The sequence below is a fragment of the Pseudomonas fluorescens genome (assembly GCF_902497625.1).
In the GTDB taxonomy this organism is placed as follows: domain Bacteria; phylum Pseudomonadota; class Gammaproteobacteria; order Pseudomonadales; family Pseudomonadaceae; genus Aquipseudomonas; species Aquipseudomonas fluorescens_BQ.
Map to the genome: position 1 here is coordinate 85,252 of NZ_CABVGX010000009.1, position 24,364 is coordinate 109,615.

The 24,364-nt window shown below is 59.5% G+C and carries 20 protein-coding genes; 11 read left to right on the forward strand and 9 right to left on the reverse strand.

Translation table 11 applies throughout. From position 1 onward, the window contains the following. The first annotated feature begins 225 nt into the window (after window positions 1–225). Window positions 226–2,124: an FTR1 family protein gene (locus tag F8N12_RS08125; RefSeq protein ID WP_150579991.1), complete on the forward strand. Its 1,899-nt coding sequence runs from the start codon at window positions 226–228 to the stop codon at window positions 2,122–2,124. A 103-nt stretch (window positions 2,125–2,227) separates the two neighbouring features. Continuing rightward, a complete protein-coding gene (locus F8N12_RS08130) occupies window positions 2,228–2,683 on the forward strand; it encodes a YaiI/YqxD family protein (RefSeq protein ID WP_150579992.1) in 456 nt (151 codons plus the stop codon). 112 nt (window positions 2,684–2,795) lie between these two features. Here the strand turns inward: F8N12_RS08130 and elbB are convergent, their stop codons facing one another. Further along, complete coding sequence (gene elbB / locus F8N12_RS08135) at window positions 2,796–3,464, reverse strand: isoprenoid biosynthesis glyoxalase ElbB (RefSeq protein WP_150579993.1); 669 nt, start codon at window positions 3,462–3,464, stop codon at window positions 2,796–2,798. A gap of 115 nt (window positions 3,465–3,579) precedes the next feature. Here elbB and F8N12_RS08140 point away from each other — a divergent pair, with 115 nt between their 5' ends. Continuing rightward, window positions 3,580–4,815 carry a sterol desaturase family protein gene (locus F8N12_RS08140; protein ID WP_150579994.1) on the forward strand — a complete coding sequence of 412 codons (1,236 nt, stop codon included), beginning with the start codon at window positions 3,580–3,582 and terminating at the stop codon, window positions 4,813–4,815. On the opposite strand, the gene F8N12_RS08145 is transcribed toward F8N12_RS08140, so the two are convergent. Continuing rightward, window positions 4,796–5,428 (reverse strand): DedA family protein, encoded by a 633-nt coding sequence (locus F8N12_RS08145; RefSeq protein ID WP_150579995.1) that lies wholly within the window; start codon window positions 5,426–5,428, stop codon window positions 4,796–4,798. The two genes, F8N12_RS08140 and F8N12_RS08145, sit on opposite strands and share 20 nt — an antisense overlap. A gap of 208 nt (window positions 5,429–5,636) precedes the next feature. Between F8N12_RS08145 and hemB the strand changes: the two genes are divergently transcribed. Both hemB and ppk1 read left to right on the forward strand, forming a co-directional pair. Then, window positions 5,637–6,650, forward strand: a complete 1,014-nt coding sequence (gene hemB / locus F8N12_RS08150; protein WP_150579996.1) for a porphobilinogen synthase — start codon at window positions 5,637–5,639, stop codon at window positions 6,648–6,650. 18 nt (window positions 6,651–6,668) lie between these two features. Next, window positions 6,669–8,888, forward strand: coding sequence for a polyphosphate kinase 1 (gene ppk1, locus F8N12_RS08155; RefSeq protein WP_150579997.1), 2,220 nt, complete (start codon window positions 6,669–6,671; stop codon window positions 8,886–8,888). Window positions 8,889–9,145: 257 nt separating this feature from the next. Here the strand turns inward: ppk1 and ppx are convergent, their stop codons facing one another. The 5 genes from ppx to F8N12_RS08190 form a co-directional block, all read right to left on the reverse strand. Continuing rightward, window positions 9,146–10,648 (reverse strand): exopolyphosphatase, encoded by a 1,503-nt coding sequence (ppx, locus tag F8N12_RS08165; RefSeq protein ID WP_150579998.1) that lies wholly within the window; start codon window positions 10,646–10,648, stop codon window positions 9,146–9,148. A 233-nt stretch (window positions 10,649–10,881) separates the two neighbouring features. Beyond that, window positions 10,882–11,619, reverse strand: coding sequence for an amino acid ABC transporter ATP-binding protein (locus tag F8N12_RS08175; protein ID WP_150579999.1), 738 nt, complete (start codon window positions 11,617–11,619; stop codon window positions 10,882–10,884). Continuing rightward, a complete protein-coding gene (locus F8N12_RS08180; RefSeq protein ID WP_150580000.1) occupies window positions 11,606–12,256 on the reverse strand; it encodes an amino acid ABC transporter permease in 651 nt (216 codons plus the stop codon). Before F8N12_RS08180 ends, F8N12_RS08175 begins: the two co-directional genes overlap by 14 nt. After that, window positions 12,253–12,921, reverse strand: a complete 669-nt coding sequence (locus F8N12_RS08185) for an amino acid ABC transporter permease (protein WP_150580001.1) — start codon at window positions 12,919–12,921, stop codon at window positions 12,253–12,255. Before F8N12_RS08185 ends, F8N12_RS08180 begins: the two co-directional genes overlap by 4 nt. 21 nt (window positions 12,922–12,942) lie before the next feature. Then, window positions 12,943–13,728, reverse strand: a complete 786-nt coding sequence (locus tag F8N12_RS08190) for a transporter substrate-binding domain-containing protein (protein ID WP_150580002.1) — start codon at window positions 13,726–13,728, stop codon at window positions 12,943–12,945. A 309-nt stretch (window positions 13,729–14,037) separates the two neighbouring features. Here F8N12_RS08190 and trxA point away from each other — a divergent pair, with 309 nt between their 5' ends. From trxA to F8N12_RS08220, 6 genes are all read left to right on the forward strand, one after another. Further along, a complete protein-coding gene (gene trxA / locus F8N12_RS08195; RefSeq protein ID WP_003206727.1) occupies window positions 14,038–14,367 on the forward strand; it encodes a thioredoxin TrxA in 330 nt (109 codons plus the stop codon). A gap of 248 nt (window positions 14,368–14,615) precedes the next feature. Next, window positions 14,616–15,875 carry a transcription termination factor Rho gene (rho, locus tag F8N12_RS08200; protein ID WP_007942421.1) on the forward strand — a complete coding sequence of 420 codons (1,260 nt, stop codon included), beginning with the start codon at window positions 14,616–14,618 and terminating at the stop codon, window positions 15,873–15,875. A gap of 204 nt (window positions 15,876–16,079) precedes the next feature. Continuing rightward, on the forward strand, window positions 16,080–18,035 hold the full coding sequence (locus F8N12_RS08205; RefSeq protein WP_150580003.1) for an acyltransferase family protein: 1,956 nt from the start codon (window positions 16,080–16,082) through the stop codon (window positions 18,033–18,035). 80 nt (window positions 18,036–18,115) lie between these two features. Further along, the gene (gene ubiD / locus F8N12_RS08210; RefSeq protein ID WP_150580004.1) at window positions 18,116–19,582 is read left to right on the forward strand and encodes a 4-hydroxy-3-polyprenylbenzoate decarboxylase; all 1,467 of its coding nucleotides are present in this window, start codon (window positions 18,116–18,118) and stop codon (window positions 19,580–19,582) included. Next, on the forward strand, window positions 19,582–20,550 hold the full coding sequence (locus tag F8N12_RS08215; RefSeq protein WP_150580005.1) for a CDP-6-deoxy-delta-3,4-glucoseen reductase: 969 nt from the start codon (window positions 19,582–19,584) through the stop codon (window positions 20,548–20,550). Before ubiD ends, F8N12_RS08215 begins: the two co-directional genes overlap by 1 nt. Before the next feature lie 332 nt (window positions 20,551–20,882). Further along, complete coding sequence (locus F8N12_RS08220; protein WP_150580006.1) at window positions 20,883–21,551, forward strand: gamma-glutamylcyclotransferase; 669 nt, start codon at window positions 20,883–20,885, stop codon at window positions 21,549–21,551. Here F8N12_RS08220 and glpT read toward each other — a convergent pair. Together glpT and F8N12_RS08230 are read right to left on the reverse strand one after the other, a co-directional pair. Next, window positions 21,527–22,876 carry a glycerol-3-phosphate transporter gene (glpT, locus tag F8N12_RS08225; protein ID WP_150580007.1) on the reverse strand — a complete coding sequence of 450 codons (1,350 nt, stop codon included), beginning with the start codon at window positions 22,874–22,876 and terminating at the stop codon, window positions 21,527–21,529. The two genes, F8N12_RS08220 and glpT, sit on opposite strands and share 25 nt — an antisense overlap. Before the next feature lie 377 nt (window positions 22,877–23,253). Then, a complete protein-coding gene (locus F8N12_RS08230) occupies window positions 23,254–24,231 on the reverse strand; it encodes an NADPH:quinone oxidoreductase family protein (RefSeq protein ID WP_150580008.1) in 978 nt (325 codons plus the stop codon). Window positions 24,232–24,364 lie beyond the last annotated feature (133 nt).

Below are 24,364 nucleotides of genomic sequence, written 5' to 3' on the forward strand. Positions count from 1 at the left end.
CTGCTAAGGCAGTAAAAAGGCGACCTTGCGAGGGCGCCTTTTTTTCGTCGGATGATTACTGCTACTCAAAGCGTGGGAATGATCATCTACCACGGAGCCGCGCCAGCCAGCTTCGGTGTGGGTATACAAAGTCCCTGTTCCCGTTCCCAAACCGTAACAAAGCTTGAGAGAAACGCAATGGGAGTGAACAATGTGTTACTTCGTATTTCCAGCTGAGATCCATTCATGATTGTCTCCTCCCGTTTTCTAGCCTGGCTGGCGGTGCCTGTCATCGCGTTTTGCAGCAGCAATGCATTGGCTGAGACCGCCGAAGGAGCGCCCAGGGCTCTGCACCTGCTCGACTACATCGGTGCAGATTACCCGGCCACGGTCGAGGCCGGGAAGGTCATTGATGAGTCCGAATACCGCGAGCAACAGGAATTTCTCGGTGTGCTGCAGGGCTTGATTCTCGAGTTGCCGGCAAAGCCTGAGCGGGCCGAACTCGAGCAAGGCGTGGGCAGTTTGCGCTCTGCAATCGCGAGCAAGCACGATGGTGCCGACGTCGCACACCAGGCACGGCAACTGGGGGCGAAACTCGCCGTGGCGTATGAAGTCAGCCAGGCGCCCGTCATCACGCCCGACCCTACGCGCGGCGAGGCGCTCTACCTCCAGCAATGTTCGGTATGTCATGGCGACACCGGCGCCGGTGACGGCCCCGCCGGCGTGGACATGACGCCGCCACCGGCCAACCTGCGCGACGTCGCGCGGCTGGATCGCCTCAGCCTGTATGCAATTTACAACACGGTGGGAATGGGCGTCGAAGGCACTGACATGCCGTCCTTCGCCGACCAACTGGACGATCGTCAGCGTTGGGACCTGGCAAGCTATATCGCCAGTTTCAGCGCCGATCCGGCGGCTGCCAAATCCGAAAAGATTTTCAACATCGCCGATCTCGCCCGTCAAACGCCGGCCGAAGTGCTGGCTGGCGAAGGCCCGCAAGCAGCGGCTACGTTCCGTGCCCAGCGAGCGCAGCCGCCGCAGGTCAAACGTGGCCCGGGGCAATTGCTCGATTACACTGCAACGACGCTGGACAAAAGTATCGCAGCCTATCGTGGGGGCGATCACGATCAGGCGTATGACTTATCGGTGGCGGCGTATCTGGAAGGGTTCGAGCTGGTCGAAAGCTCCCTCGATAACGTCGACGCCAACGTACGCAAGGACACTGAAAAATCGCTGATGGCTTACCGTCAGTCATTGCAGGACGGCTTGTCCGTGGCCGAGGTGCAACAGCGTCTGGACGTTGCCAAAGCCAACCTGAAAGAATCGGCCGGTTTGTTGGGCGGTGATGGCTTGAGCTGGTCGCTGAGTTACATCTCCGGTCTGTTGATTCTGCTGCGCGAAGGCCTTGAAGCAATTCTGGTGCTGGCGGCGATACTCGCGTTTCTGCGTAACACCGGCCAGCAATCGGCCGTGCGCAGCGTTAACGTAGGCTGGGGCTTGGCGCTGGTGGCTGGCGGGGCGACTTGGGCGCTGGCGGCGTACGCGATTGATGTCAGCGGTTCGCAGCGAGAGTTGCTGGAGGGCGCAACGGCGTTGTTTGCCAGCGTCATGGTGCTGTGGCTCGGCGTGTGGATGCACGATCGCCGGCACGCTGCAGCCTGGCAGGACTACATCAAAAACAGCCTGGTGGGCGGCGGCGGGCGTTTTGGTTTTGCTACGCTGGTGTTTTTCTCGGTGTATCGCGAGTTGTTCGAGGTGATCCTGTTCTACGAAACCCTGTGGTTGCAGGCGGGCCCGGCCGGGCATAACGCAGTATTGGCCGGCGGCGCCACGGCTCTGGTGTTGCTGGTCGGTCTGGCGTGGGTGATCTTGCGCGGTTCGGCTAAGTTGCCGCTGTCGTTGTTCTTCGGCATCAACGCCGCTTTGCTCTGTGCCTTGTCAGTGGTGTTCGCCGGGCATGGCGTGAAGGCATTGCAGGAAGCCGGAATCTTCGGCACGCGGCCGGTGGCGTTCTTTGACTTCGATTGGCTGGGCATACATGCCGATGCGTATTCGCTGGGGGCGCAGGCCGTGGCGATTGTTGCGATTGTCGTGCTGTACGGTCGCAGCTGGATCGCCGAGAAGCGTCGGGTGCAGGTTTCCTGAAGCATTCGCTGCGCTCTCATCGCGAGCAGGCTCGCTCCCACAGGATCGCGTGTAACCTGTGGGAGCGAGCCTGCTCGCGATTTTTTTTTAGAGGTAAAACACAATGCGCGTATGGATCGATGCCGACGCCTGCCCAAGGGCGGCCAAGGATCTGGTGGTGAAGTTCGCTCTCAAGCGCCAGTTCGAAGTGGTGCTGGTGGCGGGCCAGCCGCAGCTCAAGCCGGGCCTTTCGCTGGTGAAATTGATCGTGGTGCCGAGCGGCCCTGATGCGGCTGACGATTATCTGGTGGAACACGCTGTGCCCGGTGAGCTGGTGATCTGCAGCGACGTGCCGCTGGCTGACCGTTTGGTGAAGAAGGGCGTGTCAGCGCTCGACCCGCGCGGCAAGGAGTTCGATGCGCAAAACATGGGTGATCGGCTAGCAGTGCGCAATCTGTTCACGGATTTGCGTGAGCAGGGGCAAATGAGCGGCGGGCCTGCGCCGTTTGGCGAGCGTGAGAAGCAGGCGTTTGCCAATGCGCTGGACCGGATATTGACGCGGCTTTCGCGCACATCCTGAGCCTGCCTCCAATCTCCGAGCTGGCCTGCCAGCGACAGCAATCTAACCGCCAACAAGCTACTCGTTGAATGTGCGACCCGTCGCTGGCAAGCAGTTCCTGCAGTGACCTGCGTTACTCGTCGTTTTCGTGGGTCAGCTCAAGGACCCGGTCCACCAGTTTGTTGATTCCAGACGCCGCCTCGCTGATCGACTGCGCCAGCATGTATGCCGGCGTGCTCACCAGTTTGCGCGCCTTGTCTTCCACAATGTCGGTCACCGTGCACTCGGTGTGCGTAGCGCCCATTTTGTTCATCGCGGCGGCCGTATCGGCGTCGTTACCGATGGTGCAGGTCACGCCCGGGCCATAGATTTTCGCCGCAAGGGCCGGTGAAATGCAGATCAGTCCAACCGGTTTGCCTGCCTCGGCAAACGCTTCGGTTAACGCCAGCACTTGCGGTTGCACCGTGCAACCCGCGCCCTCGATGGCAAAATTCGACAGATTCTTGGCCGAGCCGAAGCCGCCGGGAACAATCAACGCATCGAAGTCCTCGACGCTCGCTTCACGCAGATCCTTGATGTTGCCTCGGGCGATCCGCGCCGATTCCACCAACACGTTGCGCGACTCCGGCATCTCTTCGCCGTTGAGGTGATTGATCACATGCAACTGGGCGATATTGGGTGCAAAGCACTGCACCTGGGCGCCACGCTGGTCCAGGCGGAGCAGGGTGATCACGCTTTCGTGGATCTCGGCGCCGTCGTAGACGCCACAGCCGGAAAGGATCACTGCGACTTTTTTGCTCATGGTCTTTTCTCCTTGTTTATGGCGTTAAATGTCCACTAATTTGTCACTCGTTGCCATAGGCTCAATTCACGGCTACACCTAGGATCTGTCCTCAGGATTCTGATCAGGGCGCGTCATGGACTTCATTCTGTATGCGGTGCCGTTTTTCTTCGTGCTGATCGCTGCCGAGCTGTTGGCCGACCGCTGGCGCGGGGTCAGCAATTATCGGCTGGCCGACGCCATCAACAGCATCAGCACCGGCGTGCTGTCGACCACTACGGGCCTGCTGACTAAAGGTGTCGGCCTGGTCACCTACGCGTTTGCCCTCAAGCACCTGGCGTTGTTCGAGCTTGCGGCCGACAGCGTCTGGGTCTGGATTTTCGCATTCGTCCTCTACGACTTTTGTTATTACTGGCTGCATCGCATGGGCCATGAACGCAACATCCTCTGGGCCGCACATTCCGTGCATCACCAGAGTGAGGATTACAACCTCTCCACCGCGTTGCGCCAGACCAGCACCGGGTTCCTGCTGAGCTGGATTTTCTACCTGCCAATGGCGATGCTCGGTGTGCCCCTTCTGGTGTTCATCAGCGTTGCGGCGCTGAACCTGCTGTATCAATTCTGGGTGCACACGCGGCACATCCCGAAACTGGGCCGGTTCGAGTGGTTCTTCGTTACGCCATCCAATCATCGGGCTCACCATGCACAGAACGCTCTCTACATGGATCGCAACTACGGCGGGGTGTTCATTATTTGGGACCGCCTATTTGGCTCGTTCCAGGAAGAAGACGATGACGAGCCGGTGATTTTCGGCGTGACCACGCCATTGGCGAGCTGGAATCCGCTGTGGGCCAACGTGCAGTTTTATGCGCAACTGTGGGACGACGCGCGACGGGCGCAGAGCAAGTGGGACAAGTTGCGGATCTGGTTCATGCGCACGGGATGGCGTCCGGCAGATGTTGCGGCCAAATACCCGATGAGCAAGCCGGATCTGAGCCAGTTCCACAAATACGAGGTGCCGATCGATGCGCGTCAGCAGATTTATGTGCTGCTGCAGTTCTGCGTTTACATCGCGCTGGGCAGCTATTTGATGAACTTCGAGCAGCAGCTGTCGATCCAGGCGTTAGTGCTTGGCTGGAGCGCGGTCGCGTTGGGGCTGTTCGTGTTGGGCGTGGCGCTGGAGAATCGCCCGTGGGCGTGGAAGCTTGAGTTGTTGCGGCTGGCGTCGAACCTGCCGTTAGTGTGGCTCGCACCGCTGGCCGGGCTGTGGCCAGCCAGTGCGATCAGTTGGGTTGCGCTGCTCAGTTACAGCCTGCTCAGCGCAATCGGTCTGTACTGCTGCAGAAACCGTCTTACTCGATGGGCGTCGTAGGCCCGGTGGACTTGACCTGCTCGGCTTTCAACGCTTGCTCGTCGGCGTAGATCTTCTTTGCCAGACGGGCGTTCTTGAAACGCCGACGCACCCACAGCCCCACGCCCAGCACGAGCAGCGCGCCGAGCACCCACAATTCGTATTTCTTCACGCTGCCGAGCATGCCTTCCAGCACCGCGCCGAAATGATAGGCGGCAGCGGCCAGCGCGCAGGCCCAGATCGCTGCGCCAATGCCGTTGAGCAACAGGTAACGTGCTGGTGGATAACCCGACAAGCCAATCGCCACCGGCATGACGGTGCGCAAGCCATAAACGAAGCGGAAGCTCAGCACCCAGATGTCCGGGTGCCTGCGGATATGTTCCAGCGCCCGGTCACCCATCAATTGCCAGCGCGGCTTACGCGCCAGAAGTTTGCGGCCGTGCTTGCGTCCCAGGAAATACCACAGTTGGTCACCGGCATAACTGCCGCAGAACGCGACGATCGCGACGATCTTGATGTCCATGTAACCGCGGAACGCAAGGAAGCCTGCGAGCACCAGGATGGTTTCGCCTTCGAAGAAGGTGCCGAGAAACAGGGCGAAATACCCGAATTCCTGAAGAAATTGCTGGAGCATTGTCTGGGTGCTGGCGAAGTGAACGCGCAGCCTAACCCTTCAGGCACATTGATGAAAGTGTCCAAATGTGTCTCGACGTGAACATTTCCTACACGGACAATGGAAAGCGCTTACCTGTCACGGGGGTGCACATAACTGTAATACCACCGTCATAATGGCCGCTTATAACTGTCACGCTCGCCCGTCAGCGCGGGCTCAGGAGTCTGCCGTGAGTTTTACCCCCGCCAACCGTCTGTTCCCCGCCACCCGATTGCGCCGCAACCGGCGTGATGATTTCTCGCGTCGACTGGTTCGTGAGAACGTTCTGACCGTCGATGACCTGATCTTGCCGGTGTTCGTTCTGGATGGCGAAAATCGTCGCGAAGCAGTGACTTCGATGCCGGGCGTCGAGCGGTTGACCATCGACCTGCTGCTTGAAGAAGCAGCCAAGTGGGTCGAACTGGGGATTCCGGCGCTTGCACTGTTCCCGGTAACCCCGCCAGAGCTCAAGTCGCTGGATGCGGCCGAAGCCTGGAACCCGGACGGCATTGCTCAACGCGCCACTCGCGCCTTGCGTGCGCGCTTCCCCGAGCTGGGTGTGATCACCGACGTCGCCCTCGACCCGTTCACTACCCACGGCCAGGACGGGATCCTTGACGAAGAAGGCTACGTGCAGAACGACATTACCGTCGATGCACTGGTTCGGCAGGCGCTGTCCCATGCCGAAGCCGGCGCCCAGGTCGTCGCGCCCTCGGACATGATGGACGGCCGGATTCAGGCGATCCGTGAAGCGCTCGAACTGGCTGATCACGTCAACGTGCGCATCATGGCCTACTCGGCGAAATACGCGAGTGCCTATTACGGGCCGTTTCGCGATGCGGTGGGGTCGGCGTCGAATCTGGGCAAAGCCAACAAGGCTTCGTACCAGATGGACCCGGCCAACAGCAACGAAGCGCTGCATGAGGTGGCGGCCGACTTGTCAGAAGGCGCGGACATGGTCATGGTCAAACCAGGCATGCCTTATCTGGACATCCTTTACCGGGTCAAGGAAGAATTCAAAGTCCCGACTTTTGTGTATCAAGTCAGCGGCGAATACGCCATGCACATGGCGGCAATCCAGAATGGCTGGTTGAGCGAAGGGGTTATCCTTGAATCCCTGACCGCTTTTAAACGTGCAGGCGCTGACGGCATCCTGACTTACTTTGCCGCCCGTGCTGCTCAACTGTTACGAGAGCAACAATAGCCCTCCCAGGAACATTCCATGAATACCGAAGGCCTCACTGAAGTTGCCGTAAAAGAAGCTCTGCCGGTGGTCGAGCAAGTCGTCGAAACCCCGCCGGAACTGGAGCCTGCTCCGCCCGCGATCGTGGCCGAAACGACGGCGGCGCCAGCGATTGCCATTCCCGGCCTGGATGACAGCAGCCTGTACATCCATCGCGAGCTTTCGCAACTGCAGTTCAACATCCGCGTACTGGAACAGGCGCTTGATGAGTCCTATCCATTGCTGGAGCGGCTGAAGTTCCTGCTGATTTTTTCCAGCAACCTCGACGAGTTCTTCGAAATTCGTGTCGCCGGCCTCAAGAAGCAGATCACCTTCGCCCGTGAACAGGCCGGTGCCGATGGCCTGCAACCGCATCAGGCGCTGGCACGCATCAGCGAACTGGTGCACGGCCACGTCGACCGTCAATATGCGATCCTCAATGACATTCTGTTGCCCGAGCTGGAAAAGCATCAGGTCCGCTTCATCCGTCGGCGGCACTGGACCACCAAGATCAAAACCTGGGTGCGCCGCTATTTTCGCGACGAGATCGCGCCGATCATCACCCCGATCGGTCTCGATCCGACGCACCCGTTCCCGTTGCTGGTGAACAAGAGCCTGAACTTCATCGTCGAGCTGGAGGGTATCGACGCCTTCGGTCGCGATTCCGGTCTGGCGATCATTCCGGCACCGCGCCTGCTGCCTCGTGTCATCAAGGTTCCGGAAGAAGTCGGTGGGTCGGGCGACAACTACGTGTTCCTGTCGTCGATGATCCATGCGCATGCCGATGACCTGTTCCAAGGCATGAAGGTCAAGGGCTGCTACCAGTTCCGTCTGACCCGAAACGCCGACCTGGCGCTGGATTCCGAGGACGTCGAAGACCTGGCCCGCGCTTTGCGCGGTGAACTGTTCTCCCGCCGCTACGGCGACGCTGTGCGTCTGGAAGTGGCCGACACGTGCCCGAAACACCTGTCCGACTACTTGCTCAAGCAGTTCAACCTGCACGAGTCCGAGCTCTACCAAGTCAACGGCCCGGTAAACCTGACTCGCCTGTTCAGCATCACTGGCCTTGATAGCCAGCGCGAACTGCAATACCTGCCGTTCACCCCGCAGATCCCGAAACTGCTGCAAAACAGCGAGAACATCTTCAGCGTGATCAGCAAGCAGGACATTCTGCTGCTGCACCCGTTCGAGTCGTTCACGCCGGTAGTCGATCTGCTGCGCCAGGCCGCAAAAGATCCGCATGTATTAGCGGTTCGTCAAACCCTGTACCGTTCCGGCGCCAACTCGGAAATTGTCGATGCGCTGGTGGATGCCGCGCGTAACGGCAAGGAAGTCACGGCGGTGATCGAGTTGCGTGCGCGGTTCGACGAGGAGTCCAACCTGCAACTCGCCAGCCGTTTGCAGGCAGCGGGCGCGGTGGTGATCTACGGCGTCGTCGGTTTCAAGACTCACGCCAAAATGATGCTGATCCTGCGCCGCGAGGCCGGCGAAATAGTCCGTTACGCACACTTGGGTACCGGCAACTACCACGCGGCCAACGCCCGTTTGTACACCGACTACAGCCTGCTGACATCCGACGACGCTTTGTGCGAAGACGTCGGCAAGTTGTTCAGCCAGTTGATCGGCATGGGCAAGACGCTGCGCATGAAGAAATTGCTGCACGCGCCGTTCACGCTGAAGAAGGGCATGCTCGACATGATTGCCCGCGAAACCCAGTTCGCCCTCGACGGCAAACCGGCGCACATCATTGCCAAGTTCAACTCTCTGACTGACCCGAAAGTCATCCGCGCGTTGTACAAGGCCAGCCAGTCCGGCGTGCGTATCGATCTGGTGGTGCGCGGCATGTGCTGCCTGCGTCCGGGGATTGCCGGGGTTTCGCACAACATTCACGTGCGCTCGATCATCGGCCGCTTCCTCGAGCACACGCGGGTGTTCTACTTCCTCAATGGCGGAGAGGAACAGATGTTCCTCTCCAGCGCCGACTGGATGGAGCGCAACCTCGACAAGCGCGTCGAGACTTGCTTCCCGGTGGAGGGCAAGAAGCTGATCATGCGGGTCAAGAAGGAGCTGGAGCTGTACCTGACTGACAACACCCACAGTTGGAGCCTGCAGTCGGACGGTCGCTACATCCGCAACACGCCAACCGGCAACCAGAACCCGCGCAGTGCGCAGGCGACGCTACTCGAGCGCCTGGGCAGCCCGATTCTGGCGGTGCGTTAACCCTTACAGGGCATAAAAAATGGCGATCCCTTCGGATCGCCATTTTCGTTTGTGCCGGATAGTCCTGCCAAACCAATTCCGATGCTCCTGCCCGCACCCGCACCCGCACCCGCACCCGCACCCACTCCCACCCCCACTCCCGTAGGAGCTGTCGAGTGAAACGAGGCTGCGATCCTTGATCTCTATCCACGCGCCAAGAAAAAATAAAGATCAAACGATCACAGCCTGCGGCAGCGCCTACCGGGGCAAATGCGAAGCTACCGGACGTTAAGGGTAAAGCCCACCCGCGTCAGCCATTCGGCTTCCAGTGCAAAATCGGCCTGGGTCAGCTGGTTTTCATCCAGCCAGTTCTCGGGGAACAACACATCCAGGCTGTCGCCACTGGCGCGCAGAATGACTTGCGGCATCTGTTGGGTGCCGCGGATGTGATGGAACAGGATCGCAAAGCGCAGCAGCACGCACAGGCGGATCAGCTTGATACCGTCATCGCCGAAGTCGGCAAACTTGTCCCGGGGAATATTGCGGCGGTGACCACGCACCAGCAGCGCGAGCATTTGTTGGTCTTCGCGGGAAAAACCGGCGAGGTCCGAGTGCTCGATCAGGTAAGCGCCATGCTTGTGGTAGTGGTAATGAGCGATATCGAGGCCGACTTCATGAACCTTGGCCGCCCAGCCGAGCAACTCGCGCCAGACACCGTCGTCCAGCTCCCAGTCCTGCGCCACTTGATCGAAGGCGTGCAGTGCTTTGCGCTCGACGCGCGCGGCCTGTTCCAGATCGACGTGGTAACGCTCCATCAACGAGCTGAGCGTGCGTTCACGAACGTCTTCGTGGTGATGACGACCCAACAGATCATAAAGCACGCCTTCACGCAGCGCGCCCTCGCAGTGATCCATGCGTTGCAGTTCGAGCGCATCGAAAATGGCTTCGAGAATGGCCAGGCCGGCAGGGAAGATTGCCCGGCGGTCAGGTTTGATGCCCTCGAAGTCGATTTTCTCGACGTCACCGAGCTTGAACAGCTTGCGCTTGAGCCACGCCAACCCTTCGGCATTGACCTCACCGGTCCCATGCCCGCCGGCCTTCAACGCCAGGCCAATGGCGCGGATAGTGCCCGAGGAGCCGATGGCTTCATCCCAGGTCAGACGATGCAGGGCGTGTTCGATGCTCATGATCTCCAGCCGCGCCGCCGTGTAAGCCTGGGCGTAGCGGGCCGGAGTGACTTTGCCGTCCTTGAAGTAGCGCTGCGTAAAGCTGACGCAGCCCATTTGCAGGCTTTCGCGCAGCAACGGCTCGAAGCGCTGGCCAATGATGAACTCGGTGCTGCCGCCGCCGATGTCGGCCACCAGGCGCTTGCCCGGCGTGTCAGCGAGGGTGTGCGAGACGCCGAGATAGATCAGGCGCGCTTCTTCACGGCCGGAGATGACTTCCACCGTATGCCCGAGGATTTCTTCGGCGCGGCGGATGAATTCGTTGCGGTTGCGCGCTTCACGCAGGGCGTTGGTGCCAACGATCCGTACGGCGCCGAGCGGCATACCGTTGATCAGTTGGGCAAAACGCTTGAGGCAATCGAGCCCCCGTTGCATGGATTCTTCGTTGAGCTGGCGTTCATCGTTGATGCCGGCGGCCAGTTGAACCTTCTCCCCGAGACGTTCGAGGATGCGGATTTCGCCGTTCTGGGCCTTGGCCACGACCATGTGAAAGCTGTTGGAGCCCAGGTCGATTGCGGCGATCAGGGACAGATTCTTGGCTTGGGATTGCGGCATGGTCAGGTGGTCTCGGTCGATAACCTCGACATCGTGCCACGATCAAACGCTGGCGCCAACGCGCATCCTTCAAAGCTATGACTCAACACCCCTGTGGCGAGGGGGTTTACCCCCGTTGGGTCGCGCAGCGCGCCCTGTGCATTCTTCCAGGGTAACCGTTTCTTCAGGGTTTACGACTGCTGCGCAGCCCAACGGGGCGATGCGGCGGTCCGACAAGCCCCCTCGCCACAGGGTTAAGCGCCGGCTTCGACCGTCCCAATAAAATTCGCCAGCTCCGCCGTCTGCGGCCGCGCGAACAGCACCTTTGGATCCCCAACCTCGTGCACCTTGCCCTGATGCATGAACACCAACTTGTCGCCAACCTCCCGCGCAAAGCGCATTTCGTGGGTGACCATGATCAATGTCATGCCCTCCTTGGCCAGTTTGCGCACTACGCTCAACACTTCATTGACCAGCTCCGGGTCCAGCGCCGAGGTGATTTCATCGCACAGCAACACTTTTGGTGACATGGCCAGTGCGCGGGCAATCGCCACGCGTTGTTGCTGGCCGCCGGACAACCGATCCGGAAAAGCATCAAACTTTTCTCCCAGTCCTACCCGTTCGAGCATCTCCCGCGCCAGTTCTACGGCCCGCGCCTTGGGCACCTTCTGCACCACTTGCGGCGCGAGCATCACGTTTTCGCCCACGGTCAGGTGGGGGAACAGATTGAACTGCTGGAACACCATCCCGACTTTCTGGCGCAAGGAGCGCAGGTCGGCACGGGCGGCGTCGAGGTATTCGCCATCGACTTCAATCACGCCGTCGTTGATCGATTCCAGTCCGTTGAGTGTGCGCAACAAGGTGGATTTGCCCGAGCCGCTGCGGCCGATGATCGCTACCACCTGGCCTTGCTCGACACTCAGGTCGATGCCTTTGAGCACATGGTGATCGCCGTAATACTTATGCAGGGCGGAAATTCTAAGCAGGGGCATGCAGTCTCCTTTCCAGGTAGCGCGCACTGAGCGACAAGGGGTAGCAAAGCAGGAAGTACCCGAGGGCGACGAGGCCGTAGACCATGAACGGTTCGAACGTCGCGTTGGCGAGCATGCTGCCGGTCTTGGTCAGCTCGGTGAAACCGATGATTGAGGTGACGGCAGTGCCTTTGACCACTTGCACCGAGAAGCCCACGGTTGGTGCCACGGCGATGCGCAAGGCTTGCGGGAGGATCACGTAGCGCAGTTGCTCCAGCGGATTGAGCGCCAGGCTCGACGACGCTTCCCACTGGCCGTGCGGGATCGACTCGACGCAGCCGCGCCAGATCTCCGCCAGATAGGCGCTGGTAAACAGCGTCAGGGCAACCGCCGCCGCCATCCACGGCGAAATCTCCACCCCGGCCAACGCCACGCCGAAAAACACCAGAAACAGTTGCATCAGCAACGGCGTGCCCTGGAACAGTTCGATGTAGGTGCGGGCGACGTTGCGCGGCAAGGCCTTTTGCGAAATACGCATGACCATGATCAGCAAGCCGATCAGCCCGCCGCCGATGAACGCCACTAGCGACAATGCCAGCGTCCACTGCAGACCCGTGAGCAGGTTGCGCAGGACATCCCAGAAGGTGAAATCGCTCATTGGCTGCTCCGGGCGATGTAGCGACGGCCGATCCAGTTCAGCAATTGGCGGATCATCAGCGCCATGCACAGGTAGACCAGCGTGGTCAGTGCGTAGGTCTCAAACGCGCGAAAGTTGCGAGATTGAATGAAGTTGGCTGCGAAGCTCAGTTCCTCCGTGGCTATCTGCGAGCAGACTGCCGAGCCGAGCATGACGATGATGATCTGGCTGCTCAAGGCCGGCCATACTTTGCCCAGCGCCGGTAACAGCACCACATGGCGGAAGGCTTCAAAGCGAGTCATTGCCAACGCCGCTGCGGCTTCGAGCTGGCTGCGCGGGATCGCTTGAATGCCGGCGCGAATAATTTCGGTCGAGTACGCCCCGAGGTTGATCACCATCGCCAGCACCGCTGCTTGCCACTCGGAAATCTGGACGCCCAGTGATGGCAAACCGAAAAAAATAAAAAACAGCTGCACCAAAAATGGCGTGTTCCGAATCAGCTCGACATAAACCCCGAATAGAGCCGCAAACGGGCGAATGTTCCACGACCGCACCAGCGCTCCGACAATGCCCAGGCTCACGCCGAACACTGCGCCAATGGCCGTCAGTTCAAGAGTGAACAGCGCGCCGCGCAAGAGTAGATCGGTGTTCTGCACCACCGGTAGAAAATCGAACTGATAAGCCATGAACCCTCTCCCTCCCGGCGATCACAAATCGGCCGGCAGCGGCTCTTTCAGCCAGGTTTGCGAGTTCTTCTCGAGTGCGCCGTCGGTCTTGGCGGTGGCGAGGATCTGGTTGACCTTGCCCAGCAGCGCCGGCTCGTTTTTATTCACGCCGACATACACCGGTGAATCCTTGAGCTTCACTTTCAGGGACGGCACGCGCTTCGGATTTTTCTCGGTGATCGCCACCATCACCACGTTGCCGCTGGCAATCAGGTCGACCTGGCCAGCGAGGTAGGCGGCGATGGTCGAGTTGTTGTCTTCAAAGCGCTTGATGGTCACTCCTTCGGGTGCGACCTTGCTCAGCTCGATGTCTTCGATGGCGCCACGGGTCACGCTGATGGTCTTGCCGTTGAGGTCATCGAGGCTTTTGATGTTGGCGTCCGGCGGACCGAATATCGCGAGGTAGAACGGGGCGTAAGCGCTGGAGAAGTCGATGACTTTCTCGCGCTCGGCATTTTTGCCCAGGCTGGAAATCACCAGATCAACCTTGCCGGTGGTCAGGAACGGAATGCGGTTGGTGCTGTTGACCGGAGTCAGTTCGAGTTTGACCTTGAGTTGGTCCGCCAGCAGCCTGGCAGTATCGATGTCGAGTCCGCGTGGCTTCATGTCCGGGCCGACCGAGCCGAATGGCGGGAAGTCCTGCGGCACCGCGACCTTGAGCACGCCGCGCTTGACCACATCCTCCAGGCCGTCGGCGTGGGCGGGCGCCTGGATGAGCATCAGGCTGGCGAACAGGGTGGCGAGGAGGGCACTGTAGCGCTTGGTCATGGCGAAACTCCGAATCGGATGAAAGTGTTATCTGCGATTCGGTAGAGCACGGGCTGTGCCAACAGCGACTTTTGCATGCTCTGAGCCACGGTTTTACCGGGCTTGCGTGCAAACGGTTTGCACAAAAACCGAAGAGTGGACTGCACCGCGATAGTGCGTCGTCCTGAATGCCGTTCCAGCTAGGTTCGAAATGAGCTATACCCAAACTCGTCCTTGACCATAGCGAGACTCAATCATCTGCGGCTTCCTGAACCGGGGAAGGGCAGCTATGATGGGCCACGTTTTTTTGCTTACAACCTGGAGACTTCCATGAGCAGCGATCTTATCAAACACGTTAGCGACGCTAGCTTCGAGGCCGATGTACTGAAGGCCGAAGGCGCTGTACTGGTCGACTACTGGGCTGAATGGTGCGGCCCATGCAAAATGATCGCTCCTGTCCTGGACGAAATTGCCGAGACTTACAAAGGCAAGCTGACCGTCGCCAAGCTGAACATCGACGAAAACCAGGAAACCCCGGCCAAGCACGGCGTGCGTGGTATCCCGACGCTGATGCTGTTCAAGAACGGCAACGTTGAAGCGACCAAGGTCGGCGCACTGTCGAAGTCGCAACTGGCGGCTTTCCTCGACGCCAACATTTAAGCGTTGTCATAAAGTGTTCGAAAAAAGGCCCCGCATATTGCGGGGCTTTTTCGTTATTGAGGGCTAGACGCTCCGAAACACAGGTGGTACATTCGGCCCCGCACTGGTTTCTCCAATGCCCCCTGCTAGCCGTCGCCGACGCACTCCTTTTCGAATTAGTACGCGATCCTGTCGCCTTCTCTGCGGCGCGGCCTCATTAAGCCAAAAGCTTAATTTCCCCCCTCCATAAATGATTACGTCATTCCTATATGAATCTGACTGAACTCAAGCAAAAGCCGATTACCGAACTGCTCGAATTGGCCGAACAGATGGGCATAGAAAATATGGCCCGTTCGCGCAAGCAGGACGTGATTTTCTCCCTGCTCAAGAAGCACGCGAAAAGCGGCGAGGAAATCTCCGGTGATGGCGTGCTGGAGATTCTCCAGGACGGCTTCGGCTTCCTTCGCTCCGCTGACGCTTCCTATCTGGCCGGCCCCGATGACATCTATGTCTCGCCGAGCCAGATCCGTCGCTTCAACTTGCGTACCGGTGACACCATCGTTGGCAAGATCCGCCCTCCCAAGGAAGGCGAGCGTTATTTCGCGCTGCTTAAGGTCGACACGATCAACTACGATCGTCCCGAGAACGCGAAAAACAAGATTCTCTTCGAGAACCTGACCCCGCTGTTCCCGACTGTGCGCATGAAGATGGAAGCCGGCAACGGTTCCACAGAAGACCTGACCGGTCGTGTCATCGACCTGTGCGCACCTATTGGCAAAGGCCAGCGCGGTCTGATCGTTGCACCGCCGAAAGCGGGCAAGACGATCATGCTGCAGAACATCGCTGCAAACATCGCCCGTAACAATCCTGAAGTTCACCTGATCGTCCTGTTGATCGATGAGCGTCCGGAAGAAGTGACCGAAATGCAGCGCACCGTGCGCGGCGAAGTGGTTGCCTCGACGTTCGATGAGCCGCCAACCCGCCACGTGCAGGTTGCCGAAATGGTGATCGAGAAGGCCAAACGCCTGGTCGAACACAAGAAGGACGTGGTGATCCTGCTCGATTCCATCACCCGTCTGGCTCGCGCCTACAACACCGTGATCCCCAGCTCCGGCAAAGTACTCACCGGTGGTGTCGATGCCCACGCCCTGGAGAAACCGAAACGTTTCTTCGGTGCTGCGCGGAACATCGAAGAAGGCGGCTCGCTGACCATCATCGCCACCGCGCTGGTTGAAACCGGCTCGAAGATGGACGAAGTGATCTACGAGGAATTCAAAGGCACCGGCAACATGGAGCTGCCTCTGGATCGCCGTATTGCTGAAAAGCGCGTCTTCCCGGCCATCAACATCAACCGCTCCGGCACCCGCCGCGAAGAGTTACTGACCGCCGACGACGAGTTGCAGCGTATGTGGATCCTGCGCAAGCTGCTGCACCCGATGGATGAAATCGCCGCCATCGAGTTCCTGGTCGACAAACTGAAGACGACCAAGACCAACGACGAGTTCTTCTTGTCGATGAAGCGCAAGTAATACGCAGAACGCTTCAACAAAAAATGGCGCCCTGAACAGGGGCGCTATTTTTTTGCGCCATACATTTGCATCTGGAACGAACGTTTCTGTCCTGTAAACTGGCGCCCATTTCCTGGACCCCATTGTCCGCTGCGTCGACTATCGCATGCGCGACAAGTGAGTTCGTTACTTTCGGCCCTGTCTCAGAATACGACAAGGAGCGTCATGCACACTTTTGGCAACCGCCGAGACATCGACGGACTGCGGGCTCTGGCCGTCATTCCGGTTGTCCTGTTCCACTTCGGCTTCAACACGTTCAGCGGCGGATTCGTCGGTGTTGACGTATTTTTCGTCATTTCCGGGTTTCTGATCACCAGCATTCTGTTCCGTGAAATCAGTGCTCAGCGTTTCAGCTTCGTCGATTTCTGGGCGCGCCGTGCACGACGGATTATTCCGGCCTTGAGCGTGGTACTGCTGGCGACCCTGGCGTTGGGCTGGTTGCTGCTAACCGCGAAAGATTTCTCCGAGCTGGGCAGAACGGTCCGTTATCAGTCGCTGTTTATCTCCAATATTCTGTTCATGCGCGAAGACGGCTATTTCCAGCCGGCATCGGACCTGAAACCGTTGCTGCATACCTGGTCGCTGGCGGTTGAAGAGCAGTACTACATCTTCTTCCCGTTACTGATGGTGGTGCTGATGCGCTACCTCCGGCAGTGGCGCTGGATGCTGTTCGCCATACTGCTGGTGTCGTTCGGGCTGAATATCGCTTACATCGACAGCAGACCCGATTTTACCTTTTTCTCGTTACCGACCCGTGCCTGGGAATTGCTCTGTGGCGCAATGCTGGCGGTAACGCCTGCGCCGAAAAAAGCCATACGGCCTTGGGTTTATCAACTGGTCGGGTTGGCGGGGCTGGCGGCGGTGCTGCTGGCGGTCTTCACATTTGACAAGACCACGGTTTTCCCGGGGTGGGCGGCTCTGCTGCCGGTGCTGGGGACAACGGCGCTAATCTGGTCGGGCGCACAAGGCTCGACTTGGGTGGGCAGGGCATTGAGCTTGCGGCCGATGGTGTGGGTCGGTCTGCTTTCCTATTCGCTGTACCTGTGGCATTGGCCGGTGTACGTGTACGCCAACGCCATCTCCATCGACGGTATTCAGGCCTTCGAGGCGGTGGGCTGGATGCTGTTGGCCTTGGGCCTGGCGTGGTTGAGCCTGCGTTTCGTCGAGCTGCCGTTCCGTGAAAAACGCCTGCTTGCCGGGCGCAAGCCTGTGTTGGTGGGCGGTCTGGTTGCCGTGGTCTCCCTGGCGGTGATCGGTTCGGTCGTGCGCTCGGCGGACGGCTTCCCTCAGCGACTGACCGGTAAAGCGCTGGAATATGCACAGGCTCGCGAGTGGCGGGCCGGGCAGATGAAATGCATGTTGGTGACCAAGGACAAGAAGCTCGACAAGGCTTGTCTGGTCGGCGGCAATCAAGAGGTTCCGGCGACGCAACTGTTCTGGGGCGACAGTCACGCCGCGGCGCTGCTGCCCGCGATCGAAAAAGGCGCCCGTCAGGAAGGTCGCCCGGTGTGGCTGTACAGCATGAGCGCCTGCCCGCCAATCCTGAGTGATGATCCGCGTCAGCGCTGCAAGGACTTCAACGAGCAGACCATGGAACGGGTTCGCAGCCTGCAGATCAAGGATGTGGTGCTCGCTTCCAACTGGAGCCTCTACGTTTACGGGCGCGAGGACGGCGACAAAAAGGTCCTGCTCAATCAGCATGACGATACCGCCCAGGCCGAGGCGCGCATGGCGGCTGCGCTCAAGGCTCGCGTCGTGGCGATCAGGGAAACCGGTGCCCAGGTCTGGCTGTTCAAAGAAGTGCCACTGCAGCGCAAAGGTGCCATCAGCCGCCTGACCAGTCTGGCAAGGGTTGGCCGTTCAGCTGAAGGGCTGGGCCGTCCGCTCGAAGAGCATCTGGCGCGTCAGCGGTTTCTCAGCAACCTCTTTGACTCGCTGAGCGCGGCGGATCCCGGCGTGCATGTGATCGACCCGACCCCGCTGATGTGTGCCGATCAGGTCTGCAGTATCGAGGTTAACGGCCATTCGCAGTACAAGGACGAGGATCATCTCTCGGACACCGGCAGCGCCCGATTGAGTCCGTTGTTTGCCCCGGTGCTGCTGGGGACAAATCACAATTGATCACTGCTGCGCTCTGACAGGCTGCTGTTTGGCCGTCAGAGCAGGTAGGATGTACGCCTATTTTCGGGGTGGCATCTTCAATGAAATTCAAGGATCTTCGGGATTTCGTGCAGCAGCTTGAGCAGCGCGGAGAGTTGAAACGCATCCAGATTCCCGTCTCTCCCGTGCTGGAGATGACGGAAGTCTGTGATCGCACGCTGCGGGCCAAAGGCCCGGCGTTGTTGTTCGAAAACCCGGTCGGCTATGACATTCCAGTGCTCGGCAACCTGTTCGGTACACCGGAAAGGGTCGCCATGGGCATGGGCGCCGAAGCGGTCAGCGAACTGCGCGAAATCGGCAAGCTGCTGGCGTTCCTCAAGGAACCCGAGCCGCCGAAGGGCCTGAAGGATGCCTGGTCGAAGCTGCCGATCTTTCGCAAGATCATCGCCATGGCACCGAAAGTCGTCAAAGACGCGGTCTGCCAGGAAGTGGTCATCGAAGGCGACGACGTTGATCTGGCGATGCTGCCGGTGCAGACCTGCTGGCCCGGCGACGTCGGTCCGCTGATCACCTGGGGGCTCACGGTCACCAAAGGCCCGAACAAGGATCGACAGAACCTGGGCATTTATCGCCAGCAAGTGATCGGCCGCAACAAGGTGATCATGCGTTGGTTGAGCCATCGTGGCGGCGCGCTGGATTTTCGTGAGTGGTGCGAAAAACACCCGGGCCAGCCATTTCCGGTCTCAGTCGCGCTTGGCGCAGACCCGGCCACCATCCTCGGCGCCGTCACCCCGGTTCCAGACAGCCTCTCTGAATACGCTTTCGCCGGTCTGCTGCGCGGCAATCGCACCGAACTGGTGAAGTGCCGCGGCAACGATCTGCAAGTGCCGGCCACTGCCGAGATCATCCTTGAAGGTGTGATCCATCCGGGCGAGATGGCCGATGAAGGTCCTTACGGCGACCACACCGGCTATTACAACGAAGTCGACAGCTTCCCGGTGTTCACGGTCGAGCGCATCACCCACCGGATCAAACCGATCTACCACAGCACCTACACCGGTCGTCCGCCGGATGAGCCGGCGATTCTCGGCGTGGCGCTGAACGAAGTGTTCGTGCCGATCCTGCAGAAGCAGTTCCCGGAGATCACTGACTTCTACCTGCCGCCCGAGGGCTGCTCGTACCGCATGGCCATCGTGACCATGAAGAAGTCGTATCCGGGTCATGCCAAGCGGGTAATGCTCGGTGTCTGGTCGTTTTTGCGACAATTCATGTACACCAAGTTCGTTATCGTCACGGATGACGATATCAACGCACGGGACTGGAACGACGTGGTCTGGGCCATAACCACGCGCATGGACCCCAAGCGCGACACGGTGATGATCGACAACACGCCCATCGACTACCTCGACTTCGCTTCACCGGTCTCTGGGCTGGGTTCGAAAATGGGCCTGGATGCCACGCATAAATGGCCGGGTGAAACCACGCGCGAATGGGGTCGGGTCATCGTCAAGGATGAAGCCGTTACCCGACGGATCGATGACATCTGGAATCAGTTAGGAATAGATTGATGCGCGTAACTTTGCAGCCCTCCGGTGCAGTGCTTGAAATCGAACCGGGCGAGCGGATTCTCGATGGCGCTCGGCGTCTGGGCTACGACTGCCCGCAAAGCTGCCGCAACGGTAATTGCCACGTGTGCGCGGCGCTGCTGGTGGAAGGGCGGGTCGAACAGTCCGGCACTGTGCGCGATCATGGCGAGTTCTACACTTGCATAGCGGAGCCGCTGGAAGACTGCATCGTGCTGTGGGATGGCGTGCTCGCGCTGGGAGAATTGCCGGTGCGCGGCATGTCGTGTCAGGTCATTGAGTGCAAAGACGTTGGCGGCGACACGTTCCGTGTGCATCTGCGAGCCCCGGCCGGCAAGCCGCCGCGTTATCACGCCGGTCAGTACCTGATGATCGAGCGTGAGAGTGGCGAAAAATCCGCTTTCTCACTGGCCTCCGCACCGCACGCGGGGCGCGACCTGGAAATCCATGTGCTGGCGCGCGAAAGCAGTGCGCTGAGCCTCATCGAGCAGCTCCAGCGCAACCCACTGGTGCGCATCGAGATGCCGTTCGGCGATACGCATCTGGCAGAACTGCCGGATGGCCCTCTGGTGCTGATTGCAGCAGGAACCGGCATGGGGCAGGTCCACGGCCTGATTGAACATTGCCGCGCTGCAGGCTTCAAGCACCCGGTGCATCTGTACTGGGGCGTGCGCCGACCTGAGGATTTTTACGAAATCGAACATTGGGACGAGTGGTTGAAGTTGCCCAACCTGTTCCTGCACAAAGTCGTCAGTGACCAGTGCGGCTGGCAAGGTCGCTGCGGGATGTTGCACCAGGCAGTGTGCGAAGACTTCCCTGACCTGAAAGCGCTGCATGTCTACGCCAGCGGTTCCCCGGCGATGGTCTATGGCACGCTGGACGCGCTGGTCGAAGCGGGGATGGACGCCCATCAGATGCGCGCAGATGTTTTCGCATACGCGCCTCGCTCTTGAGCCTCGCTCTTGAGCCTCGCTCTTGATCCCCGCTCCCTGTGGGAGCGAGCCTGCTCGCGATGGACTCAAGAGCGACGCAGTAATCCTGACTTCCCGCGTAATCGTTAACGATCATCGCGAGCAAGCTTGCTCCCACAGGCATATAACTCTGCATATAGCCGATCGGTATTTATAGAATATTATAAATACCGGTAGGTTATATCTCTCTCAGGCATCAATTAAATAACTGTGCCATGGCACTTAAATTGCCTGAACATATATGTGCCTTATTGTTTCAGCGGTGCGTTCTATTAAGTAATTCATTATTCGCGGGGAGCAGAACGCTAATCGCCATGAGCGCTATTGAATCATCTCTATTGAATCTCGCTTACCCTCCGCAGCTCGATCTGGGGCCGCAGCTTACGCACGAGCAATTGCTCGGTTCCATGCAGTCGACCATGGCGCGTCATAAAGGCGGACCGGTCTGGCTGTTCGCTTACGGCTCGCTGATCTGGCGTCCTGAGTGCGCGGCGGTGGAGCGGATGCGCGGTCGGGTGCATGGCTACCATCGCGGTTTGTACCTGTGGTCCCATGAACATCGCGGCACGCCGGAAGTGCCGGGCCTGGTCTTTGGCCTGGATCGCGGCGGCTCCTGCAGCGGCTTCGCTTATCGCCTGCCTGAAGAACAACTCGACGCATCGCTCTACGCACTCTGGCAGCGCGAAATGCCGTTTCCGTCCTATCGCCCACACTGGCTCAACTGCCGTCTCGAGGATGGCAGCCAGGTTCAGGCGTTGGGATTTGTATTGGAACGGCATCTGCCCAGCTATGCCGGCAACTTGCCGGATCACGTGCTGAGTCACGTTTTCGAAAACGCTTGCGGGCGTTACGGCACTACTCGCGATTATGTCGAGCAGACCGCCAACGCCCTGCGTAGCCACGCCATGCCAGACCGGAATCTGGAGGCGCGACTCAAACGCTGTCAATCACAGGTCGATCAGGCAACCGCTTCACGGCTCTGACTGGCAACTTGCTTGTGCCACAGGGTTGGCGCAAGAAACGCCATCGCGAGCAAGCACGCGCCGATCAGCAGCACGAAACCGCCGTCCCAGCCAAAGTGATCCACGGTGTAGCCCATGGCCGCACTGGCCGCGACCGATCCGCCCAGATAACCGAACAGGCCCGTGAAACCCGCAGCAGTGCCGGCGGCTTTCTTCGGCGCCAGCTCCAGTGCCTGCAAACCGATCAGCATCACCGGGCCGTAGATCAGGAAGCCGATCGAGACCAGTGCGATCATGTCGATCGTCGGGTTGCCGGCCGGGTTAAGCCAGTAGACCAGCGTTGCCACGGTCACCAGCGCCATGAACACCATGCCGGTCAGGCCACGGTTGCCACGGAAGATCTTGTCCGACATCCAGCCGCACAGCAGCGTCCCCGGAATACCCGCCCACTCATAGAAAAAGTACGCCCACGAGGTTTTGTCGACGGTGAAGCCCTTGGCTTCCTTGAGGTAGGTAGGTGCCCAGTCCAGCACGCCGTAGCGCAGCAGATAGACGAAGACGTTGGCGAGGGCGATGTACCAGAGCATTTTGTTGCGCAGTACGTATTTGACGAAGATTTCCTTGGCGCTGAATTCTTCTTCGTGACTGGCGTCGTAGCCTTCCGGGTAATCGTTCTTGTACTTCTCGATCGGCGGCAGGCCAACCGATTGTGGCGTGTCGCGCATGGTCACGAAGGCAAAAACCGCCACCACCATCGCCACGGCCGCTGGCACATAGAACGCCGCGTGCCAGTCGTTGAACAGGCCCATGCCGAGCAGGAACAACGGCCCGATCAAACCGCCACCAACGTTATGCGCCACGTTCCACAATGACACCACGCCGCCGCGTTCCTTCTGCGACCACCAGTGAACCATGGTCCGCCCGCTCGGCGGCCAGCCCATGCCCTGCGCCCAGCCGTTGATAAACAGCAGGATGAACATGATGGTCACGCTGGACGTCGCCCAAGGCGCGAAGCCGAATATGAACATCACACCGGCGGAGACCAGCAAACCGAAGGGCAGGAAGAACCGCGGATTGGAACGGTCGGAAACGATGCCCATCAGGAATTTGGACAAGCCGTAGGCAATCGCGATAGCCGACAGCGCCAGGCCCAGCTCGCCGCGGGTGTATCCCTCCTCAATCAAGTACGGCATGGCCAGCGAGAAGTTTTTGCGCAGCAGATAATAGCCGGCGTAACCGATGAATATCCCGGCGAAGATCTGCCAGCGCAGGCGTCGGTATGTGTTGTCTATTTTTTCTTCAGGCAGAGGAGCCTGATGTGCGGCAGGTCGAAAGAAAGCAAACATTCAGAAGCTCCAGATTTCTTGTTATGGCTGCGGATGCGAATGTTACAGTTTCATTACCGAAAATAGCACTGGTTCGCGTCGACCAAACAGCGGAAATTTTGGAGATTGCATGTTCGTTTAAGAACATGTCGCTCAGGTATAAGTGAAAGACGTTGTGGGGAAACCTCCCCTATGGCCGCTCATAACGATTTAGCAGCTGGCGCAGCCTGCGTCGGGTTGCGTCGGGTTGCGAAGCGACCCGCTTTCAGGCCAGCCTCGCAACCTGACGCAACCTGACGCAACCTGACGCAACCTGACGCAACCTGACGCAACCTGACGCAACCTGACGCAACCTGACGCAGGCTGCGCCTGCTGCTACAGGTGATGTATTGGACTGTCTATCTGACCTGCACAACAACCTTCCCGACAGCCTTGCGATGCCCGAGATCATTGATCGCCTGCGCCGCTTCACCCAGCGGATACACCTGTGACACCAGCGGTTTCAACTTTCCTTCGGCAAACCAGCCGAACAGTTGCTGGAAATTTGCCGCGTTGTCCTGTGGCTGGCGCTGGGCGAACGAACCCCAGAACACGCCGACTACCGCTGCGCCTTTGAGTAATGCGAGGTTCACCGGCAGTTCCGGGATGCGCCCGCTGGCGAAGCCGACCACCAGCAAGCGGCCGTTCCAGGCGATGGCGCGGATGGCCTGGTCAAAGAGGTCGCCGCCGACCGGGTCGTAAATCACGTCAGCACCCTGACCATCGGTCAGGCGTTTGATTTCGTCCTTGAGGCTGGTTTCGCTGTAGTTGATCAGTTCATCGGCGCCGGCTGTCTTGGCCACGGCGAGTTTTTCGCCGCTGCTGGCGGCGGCTATGACGCGAGCGCCCATGGCTTTGCCGATTTCTACCGCAGCCAGACCCACACCGCCGGATGCGCCGAGCACCAGCAGGGTCTCGCCCGGTTGCAGATTGCCGCGTTGCTTGAGCGCGTGCATCGAGGTGCCGTAAGTCATGCTGAAAGCGGCAGCCGTGTTGAAGTCCATCGAGGGCGGAATTGGCAGCACGTTGTAACCGGGCACGGCGACCTGCTCGGCAAAGCTGCCCCAGCCGGTGAGGGCCATGACCCGGTCGCCGGCCTTCAGATGGCTGACTTTTTCACCCACGGCGCTGACCACGCCGGCCGCTTCTCCACCCGGGGAAAACGGGAAGGGCGGCTTGAACTGGTATTTGCCCTCAATGATCAGCGTGTCGGGGAAATTCACCCCGGCGGCGTGCACGTCCAGCAGGATTTCGTTCTTCTTCGCAACAGGACTGGCGACGTCTTCCAGCACCAGCGATTCGGCAGGGCCGAAGGCTTTGCACAGCACGGCTTTCATCAGGACTATTCCTTTGGGAGTGATGGCCGATAAGTGTAGGTGTGTGAGTCAACGGGTCAACGAGCATGCCTCGCCCTGATAGTCAGCCATAAGCTTGTGCTGGCGTGTCGGGTGGTTATGCTAGGCCGAAAAC

Bases quoted from the DNA above. Each gene is read 5' to 3' on its own strand.
- ppx (WP_150579998.1), bottom strand. From the start codon at position 10,648: ATGCCGCAATCCCAAGCCAAGAATCTGTCCCTGATCGCCGCAATCGAC.
- F8N12_RS08220 (WP_150580006.1), top strand. From the start codon at position 20,883: ATGAGCGCTATTGAATCATCTCTATTGAATCTCGCTTACCCTCCGCAG.
- ppk1 (WP_150579997.1), top strand. From the start codon at position 6,669: ATGAATACCGAAGGCCTCACTGAAGTTGCCGTAAAAGAAGCTCTGCCG.
- trxA (WP_003206727.1), top strand. From the start codon at position 14,038: ATGAGCAGCGATCTTATCAAACACGTTAGCGACGCTAGCTTCGAGGCC.
- rho (WP_007942421.1), top strand. From the start codon at position 14,616: ATGAATCTGACTGAACTCAAGCAAAAGCCGATTACCGAACTGCTCGAA.
- F8N12_RS08130 (WP_150579992.1), top strand. From the start codon at position 2,228: ATGCGCGTATGGATCGATGCCGACGCCTGCCCAAGGGCGGCCAAGGAT.
- glpT (WP_150580007.1), bottom strand. From the start codon at position 22,876: ATGTTTGCTTTCTTTCGACCTGCCGCACATCAGGCTCCTCTGCCTGAA.
- ubiD (WP_150580004.1), top strand. From the start codon at position 18,116: ATGAAATTCAAGGATCTTCGGGATTTCGTGCAGCAGCTTGAGCAGCGC.
- F8N12_RS08180 (WP_150580000.1), bottom strand. From the start codon at position 12,256: ATGAGCGATTTCACCTTCTGGGATGTCCTGCGCAACCTGCTCACGGGT.
- F8N12_RS08145 (WP_150579995.1), bottom strand. From the start codon at position 5,428: ATGCTCCAGCAATTTCTTCAGGAATTCGGGTATTTCGCCCTGTTTCTC.
- F8N12_RS08185 (WP_150580001.1), bottom strand. From the start codon at position 12,921: ATGGCTTATCAGTTCGATTTTCTACCGGTGGTGCAGAACACCGATCTA.
- F8N12_RS08140 (WP_150579994.1), top strand. From the start codon at position 3,580: ATGGACTTCATTCTGTATGCGGTGCCGTTTTTCTTCGTGCTGATCGCT.
- F8N12_RS08205 (WP_150580003.1), top strand. From the start codon at position 16,080: ATGCACACTTTTGGCAACCGCCGAGACATCGACGGACTGCGGGCTCTG.
- F8N12_RS08230 (WP_150580008.1), bottom strand. From the start codon at position 24,231: ATGAAAGCCGTGCTGTGCAAAGCCTTCGGCCCTGCCGAATCGCTGGTG.
- elbB (WP_150579993.1), bottom strand. From the start codon at position 3,464: ATGAGCAAAAAAGTCGCAGTGATCCTTTCCGGCTGTGGCGTCTACGAC.
- F8N12_RS08215 (WP_150580005.1), top strand. From the start codon at position 19,582: ATGCGCGTAACTTTGCAGCCCTCCGGTGCAGTGCTTGAAATCGAACCG.
- F8N12_RS08175 (WP_150579999.1), bottom strand. From the start codon at position 11,619: ATGCCCCTGCTTAGAATTTCCGCCCTGCATAAGTATTACGGCGATCAC.
- F8N12_RS08190 (WP_150580002.1), bottom strand. From the start codon at position 13,728: ATGACCAAGCGCTACAGTGCCCTCCTCGCCACCCTGTTCGCCAGCCTG.
- F8N12_RS08125 (WP_150579991.1), top strand. From the start codon at position 226: ATGATTGTCTCCTCCCGTTTTCTAGCCTGGCTGGCGGTGCCTGTCATC.